Below are 6,969 nucleotides of genomic sequence, written 5' to 3'. Positions count from 1 at the left end.
CAATGGATGACGGCGGGCGCAGGTGTCGTGCATAGCGAAAGATAGCGTGGCCGGCGCTCGTATCCGATGTCCGGTCATTGAAACGGTATCGGTATTCCGCAAGGCGACTTTCGTCAACCGGTCACGCGATCATGCAAACGGCGAGCCGGTGCATGTTGAATCTGACTTCGCGCGGGACAACGTATTGTCAAAGCCGGGCTGCGAAGGCGAACAATCCGGATCTCCTTTTCGACACTTGCGTCTGGAAACAGGTTCTGGTCAATTACCCGCTTCTCGGCCCGTGCAGCTTCCAGAACACTGGCGTTCCCGGCACGATGGGAGAAGACGGACACGTCATCACGCCAGCGGGTCTGCCGAACGGGATCATGTTCGTGGCGCGGCGCGCGGGCCGTGCGACGATCGATCTCGTTGCGGGAGACTGGCAGGCCCAACGGTTCTTCATCCTCGACGTCGTGGTGGAGGCGGGTGACGCGCGATGACCGTCGCAGTGTGGCAAGGCATGTCAAGCACTGCCATCAGCGGAACCGGCTCGTGATGTGCTCGGGAATATTCTCCGGCGTCACGACGACGACCGACGACGACGGCGATACAGCCGACGCCGGCAAAAGTCGATGAAAATGCATGACGTGCTGGCACGCCGACCGCATGTCCTGACGAAGCTCGTGATGCAAGATCGCCTGGATTCTGCCTTCGCGCAGAAGCCGGACGTTGTCCCTGTCGAGATCGTGTCCGATAAAGCAAACGGGGGACTGCTGCCGCGCTTCGATCGCTTTGAGAATGGCGATATTTCCGCCGCCCATCGAATAGACTGCATCGATTTTCCTGTGTGCCGCGATAACCTTGAGAACCCGCTCTTCAGTGAGCGAGTCAAGGCCATGGCCACCGCTGGCGTCAATCAGCGTGAGCTGTGGTTGACGGGTCCTCAACGCGCGCCGGAAGCTTATTTCACGTTCTTCTTCGCCGCGGAAGCGCTCGTCGCTCATCGTTATCAAAACCTTTCCCGGCTGCGAAGCGAGCCATTGGGTGATGAGATAGGCCGCAGTCGCGCCAGCGACGCGATTGTCGAGCCCGGCGTAGGCAATGCGCCCTGACAATGGAACGTCCGTGAAGGTCGTGATGACAGGGATGCCGCTGCGTTGCAACTCGCCTATCGCTGCTGCGATTTCGGGAACGTCGCGCGCCTTCAGAAACACCCCGTGGCTGCCTCGTCGTCCAATTGAACGAAGCGTCTCGAGTACTTCATCCGTCGTCATCGTCTCGCGCAAGTGGAATCGCGGTCGAAAGACGGCAGGGTGCAGCACCGGAAGCTCGGCTTCGAGCGCGCTTCGTATCTCGTCGGCGAACCGGGCAGGCGCTTCCACGACGACATCGACAATCAGCTTTCGCCCGGTGGTTGCGAGTTGCAGTTCCTGTTTTTCGAGTTCCCTGATGGCCTGCTCGACGCGCTTGCGGGTGTGTTCCCGAACGTGGGCGCGATCATTCAGTACCCGGTCGACAGTTGCAACACCGAGTCCTGCCTGAAGCGCAATCTCCTTGATCAGGAAGCGATGAGCCATTGGGCGTCTCAAGCTTGATAGATTTGTGATGGATAAATGATACGTTGGACCCGGCGACGATGCCTACCAGGCAGATTTCGGAGAAGCGCGGGACACTGTGGGTCATTCTGGGTCATTCTGCTGCGAGCCTTGGCCGGTCCGGCGGCCGAGCGACCCATCCCTCACGCAAATTCGTTCCGATGAATCTCCCTTCGCTGCGCGACTGGATTTTTTCGCTAAAGACCTTTCTTGCAGGGATGCTCGCGCTTTACATCGCGTTCTGGTTCGACCTTCCGAGGCCGTACTGGGCGCTGGCATCCGTGTATATCGTGTCGAATCCGTTCGTCGGTGCCACCCGGTCGAAAGCGCTGTACCGCGTGATCGGCACCGTGCTTGGTGCGCTCGCTTCCGTGGCTCTCGTGCCGCCTTTCGCAGAGACGCCTTATCTGTTGAGCGCCGTGATAGCGTTGTGGACGGGCGTGTTCGTCTATATTTCGATCTCGACGCGGGCAGCGCGCAGCTATGTTTTCCTGCTGGCCAGTTATTCGCTGTCCGTCATCGCGTTGCCGGCGCTATCGAACCCGCTGACGATATTCGATGTGGCCGTGGCGCGAACTGAAGAGATCACGCTCGGCATCGTTTGCGCGAGCATCGTCGGCAGCGTGTTTTTTCCGAGCCGGCTCGCGCCGACGCTGATCGAGCGCACCGATTCATGGTTCCGCGATGCGACGCTTTACACGAAAGAGTCGCTGGCGGGCCGCGCCGTGGGTGCGCTCGTTTCGGGAAGCCGCCAGAAGATGGCGACGAGTGTGCGCGGCTTCGAATTCCTGTTGAGCCAGTTGGCCTACGATCACGTCAGCCCTGCGATTCTCGCGCGCAGCGAGGAACTGCAAGGCCGGATGCAACTTATCCTGCCCATCACCTCGGCGCTCGCGGACATAGTCGCGGCTACGCGGCAATCCGGGCCCGGCGTGCCCGTTGGCCTGAACGAGCTGCTGCGCGATACCTGCCGCTGGATGGATGCGTCGCTTGGCGAGGACCCCGAGCACGGGGCGCCGCTATTGCGGATGCGTATCGCGCAACTGGACCCCGCCCGCGACGAACTGACGACCTGGCAGGCCGCACTGTTGACCAGCGCGCTGTCGCGCTTGCGGCAAGTGGTGGATCTGTGGGCCGATTGCCGGACGTTGCGCGACATGATCGTTCATGAAAAAGCGAACTGGCGGCCGCGCTTTCGTCATTGGCGGGTCGGCACACGTCACGCTTTTCTCGACCGGGGTCTTGCCTTGTTCTCAGCCAGCTCGGCCGCGCTGGTCATCTTCGTTTCGTCGAGCATCTGGATCGCTTCGGGCTGGCAGGACGGGGCAGCGGCCGTGTCGTTGGGCGCGATCGGTGTGTGCTTTTTCGCCGCGCTCGACGAGCCCGTGCCCATGATGATCACCTTTCTGAAGTGCGCGACGACGGGCGTCGTCATTTCGGCTTTCTATCTGTTTGTCGTGTTGCCGAGCGGCCAGGACTTCGGCATGCTGGTCATCTTCTTCTCGTTTGTGTTCGTGCCGCTCGGTCTGTTGATGCCACGTCCGAAATGGGGGTTGATATCGACGCTCGTAGCGTTGACGACGGCGACGTTTCTTGGCATCGACAGCGCTTACGACGCCAACATCCTGAGCTTCCTGAACGCGAATCTCGCGGGGCTGGCGGGTGTGGTGTTCGCTTCGGTGATGACAGGCGTGATCCGTCCGTTCGGAACGGATGCGGCGACGGCGCGGCTCACCCGCTCCAGTTGGCGGGACGTGGTGCTCAGCGCGTCCGCGTTATCGATCGATCAGCAACGCGACCTGAACGCGCGCATGCTCGACCGGCTCGTGCAACTGATTCCGCGCGTGGCGCCGAGCGAGGACGACAAGCATCCGTCGACGGAAAGCCTGCGCGACATGCGCGTCGCGCTCAACACACTCGACCTGCGCAGACTGTCCGGCAAGTTTTCCGGGGAGCTGCCGCTCATGCTGAACCGTGTGCTCGACGACGTGCGCTCGTACTATGAACGATGCCTCGAATCGGGCGGCCGGCAAGGCGTACCGTCGACGCTGGCGGCCGACGTCGATGCCGCGATTGGGCGGATTCTCGCAGACTTCGCGGCCGATCCCGGCGCGCCCGGCTACAAGCTGCGCAAGGGCGCGCTACATGCGCTCGTCGGACTCCGATTGTCGCTGTTTCCAGCCGCGACACTGGACGTCGCCGCGTGACGGGAACCCGTTCGACGGCAAGGAAGATTCTTCGTGCGCTTCGCGCCAGCGTGAAGGTCCGCACGGCCGGTGCCGTGAGCGCTCAGATCACGCCCCGATCGCGCTCCGAATGGCTTCTGCCAGTTCTGCCGCCTGGAACTTCGCCACATAGCCGTTGGCACCCGCGTTTCGCACGTGCGCTTCATTTGCCGCGCCCGTCAGGGACGAATGGATCACGACGGGCATATCCCGTGTGCGTTCGTCCGCCCTGATGCGCCGCGTGAGGGTGAAGCCATCCACTTCGGGCATCTCCAGGTCGGTGAGCACCATCGATACGTTGTCGCGCAAGCGCGCTTTGTCCCGCTTGGCTTCATCGGCCAGTTTGACGAGAATCTGCCACGCTTCCTCGCCCGTCTTGGCCATGATGCATTCGGCGCCGATGTCGGCAAGCGCCTGCTGAATCATGGTGCGCGCCAGTCCGGAGTCGTCTGCTGCGAGAATTCGGGTGCCCGGCGGCACCTGAAACGCGGCGGTTTCCGGGGCCGCAGACTCCGGCTGATGCGCTGGAAGCACGTCACGCAACACCTGCTCGACGTCGACCACTTGAGCCAGACGCGAATCCCCCGTGTTGCCGTCGATCCTTGCGATGCTGGTAACGAGCCCCGACCCGGCCGCCGCCGCTTCGGCCGGAAGCACCTGATTCCAGTCCAGTCGCACGATGTCGTCCACATCCTGCACGGCGAAACCCTGCGTCGTGCGGGCGAACTCGGTAACGAGCAGGATGTTCAGGCCGCGCGTGGGCTCGCAGCCCATAAGCTGCGGCAGGTTCACCACCGGGATGATCTGCCCGCGAATGTTGACCGCGCCCATCACGCAACGGGACGCGCCAACGATGGGCGTGATGACGGGCATCGTGAGAATTTCGCGGACCTTGAACACGTTGATGCCGTATAGCTCGTGCGCGCTGTCGCCCGGCACGGTGCCGAGCCTGAAAAGGAGCAGCTCGAACTGGTTCGAACTGGTCAGGGTCGTGCGCGCTTCATTCGATTGTTGGTCCATCACCTGGCTCTGTGGGTTGCACGGGGCGCAAAGCATGCGGTTCCCGGTCACTTGTATATCGGCGGCGCGGCGGAAAACATGAACCTCCGCGATATGCTGCCGGTAGTGCCCCCCGTTAGCGCCCCTTTACCCGCCACACAACTAATTTGCAAATACCCGTCATACGCGTAAAATACATTTACCTGCCAGACAGGTGACCCATACAGGCATCCCGCGATGAAACGCACCTTGCTCAATCCGCACCAGCTTGGCCAGATCCTGCGCACTGCAAGGCGGGCGAAAGGGCTTTCGCAGGCTCAGGCCGCGTCGCGGGTGGGCTTGAGCCAAAGCCGGCTCTCGGCGATGGAGCTCAATCCCGACTCGATCACATCGGAGCAGCTTTTCGCGTTGCTGGCCATGTACGGCCTCGAGCTGAGCGTGCAGACGCGGGCCGCCAGCGCGGCGCCGGGCCAGGAGGACTGGTAGCCATGGGCCGTCCGTCTCATGCGCGCGCGCTTTCGGTGTGGACCAATGGTCTGCGCGTGGGCACGTGGCGCATTCCATCGCGCGGCGACATGGAGTTTCAGTACGACCGCGACTGGATGGCCTCGCCTGCCGGGAGGCCGCTGTCGCTTTCGCTGCCGTTCGGGATCGACGATGCGCCGTTGCGCGGCGAGCGCGTGCGCAACTACTTCGACAACCTGCTGCCTGACAGCGAGCCGATCCGCCGGCGTCTTGCCACGCGTTTCCGGACGGCCACGGCCGACGCTTTCGACCTGCTCGAAGCGATTGGCCGCGATTGCGTGGGCGCGGCGCAACTGCTTGCCGAGGATGCGCAGCCGGAGGGATTCGACCGTATCGAAGGCACGCCGATGTCGGATGACGAGATTGGGGAGATGCTTGCGCGCACGGTGGCGTCGGGCGGTCCGGGGGCGGGGCGGGACGACGAATACGACGACTTTCGTATCTCGCTTGCGGGCGCGCAGGAAAAGACTGCGTTTCTGTGGCACAGGAAAAAGTGGATGCGCCCTCACGGCGCGACGCCCACGACGCACATCTTCAAGTTGCCGTTAGGACTCGTCGGCAACAAGAAGGCTGACTGGACGACGTCCGTTGAAAACGAGTGGCTCTGTCTCGCGCTGTTCCGGGCGTTCGGCTTGCCCGCGCCGAATGCCGACATCCTGCGGTTTGGCGAGCAGAAGGTGCTGGCTGTGGAACGCTTTGACCGCCGGCTTCATCCGTCGAAGCAATGGATCTTGCGTCTGCCGCAGGAAGATTTCTGCCAGGTGCTTGGCAAGCCGTCGCATCAGCGCTATGAAGCGGATGGCGGTCCTGGCATGATCGACATTGCGGGCGTGCTGCGTCAGTCGGAGCGGCCCGACGCCGACCTCGAGACCTTTCTGAGCGCGCAGATTCTGTTCTGGATGCTTGCCGCGCCGGACGGTCACGCGAAGAACTTCAGCATTCATTTGCTGCCGGGCGGGCGTTATGCGCTGACGCCGCTGTACGACATCATGTCGATCTGGCCGGTTGAAGGTGACGGCGGCAATCAATGGTCGTGGCATAAGGCGAAGCTTGCGATGGCGGTGGCCGGTAAGAACCGGCACTATCTGATGAAGGACATCCAGCGACGCAATTTCAACGCGATGGCGTCGCGGTGTTTCTATGGTCCTGACGCTGAGTCGCTGATGGGTCGATTGATCGATGCAACGCCGGGGGCAATTGAAACGGTCGCGGCGGCGTTGCCAAAAGGTTTTCCTGAGCGCGTGGCGCAACGTATCTTCGACGGATTGCAGATGTCAGCGGGGCGGTTGGCGGCGATGCCGCCGGGGATTTGAATGCGGTGGCTCGCGGGTTTTGAATTGAAGTGGTGCTTATTGGTTGGTGCTTATCGCGGCGCGAGGGCGTACACACAGCTTGCCGCTGGAGGTCTTCGTGGTTCGCGTGGCGCTGTTTGGTGTGCTCGTCTTTGCTTTGGCATCCGCGTGACGTTAGCGTGCTTTAGGCGTCGTCCCTGTGCGCTTGCCTTTGCGCTGGCATCCGCGTTACGTTAGCTCGCTTCACGCGTCGTCCCTTGCGCGCTTGCTTTTTCGCTGGCATCCGCGCTACGTTATCGTGCTTCATGCGTCGCCCCTGTGCGGGGCGGCACCTACTTTTCTTTGCCGCCGCAA

The 6,969-nt window shown here is 62.3% G+C and carries 6 protein-coding genes; 4 read left to right on the top strand and 2 right to left on the bottom strand.

What is annotated here, in order from left to right; translation table 11 throughout:
- Positions 1-152: 152 nt before the first annotated feature.
- Positions 153-479 (top strand): hypothetical protein, encoded by a 327-nt coding sequence (locus KFO72_RS40940; protein ID WP_225034487.1) that lies wholly within the window; start codon positions 153-155, stop codon positions 477-479.
- Between the two features lie 36 nt (positions 480-515).
- Here KFO72_RS40940 and KFO72_RS40935 read toward each other — a convergent pair whose 3' ends face one another.
- Positions 516-1,556, bottom strand: a complete 1,041-nt coding sequence (locus KFO72_RS40935; RefSeq protein ID WP_054930923.1) for a LacI family DNA-binding transcriptional regulator — start codon at positions 1,554-1,556, stop codon at positions 516-518.
- Between the two features lie 179 nt (positions 1,557-1,735).
- Here KFO72_RS40935 and KFO72_RS40930 point away from each other — a divergent pair, with 179 nt between their 5' ends.
- Entirely contained in the window at positions 1,736-3,781 is a 2,046-nt protein-coding gene (locus KFO72_RS40930; protein WP_176053520.1) for an FUSC family protein, read from the top strand.
- An 87-nt stretch (positions 3,782-3,868) separates the two neighbouring features.
- Here KFO72_RS40930 and KFO72_RS40925 read toward each other — a convergent pair whose 3' ends face one another.
- Entirely contained in the window at positions 3,869-4,819 is a 951-nt protein-coding gene (locus tag KFO72_RS40925) for a chemotaxis protein CheV (protein ID WP_060608714.1), read from the bottom strand.
- Positions 4,820-5,035: 216 nt separating this feature from the next.
- Here KFO72_RS40925 and KFO72_RS40920 point away from each other — a divergent pair, with 216 nt between their 5' ends.
- A complete protein-coding gene (locus KFO72_RS40920; protein WP_054930920.1) occupies positions 5,036-5,284 on the top strand; it encodes a helix-turn-helix domain-containing protein in 249 nt (82 codons plus the stop codon).
- A gap of 2 nt (positions 5,285-5,286) precedes the next feature.
- Positions 5,287-6,636, top strand: coding sequence for a type II toxin-antitoxin system HipA family toxin (locus KFO72_RS40915; protein WP_224100747.1), 1,350 nt, complete (start codon positions 5,287-5,289; stop codon positions 6,634-6,636).
- Positions 6,637-6,969: the final 333 nt, after the last annotated feature.

Source organism: Paraburkholderia sp. XV (assembly GCF_020177535.1).
GTDB classification, from domain to species: Bacteria; Pseudomonadota; Gammaproteobacteria; order Burkholderiales; family Burkholderiaceae; genus Paraburkholderia; species Paraburkholderia caribensis.
The sequence above is the reverse complement of the archived record's forward strand: the minus strand, read 5'-3'. Positions and strand labels throughout refer to the sequence as shown.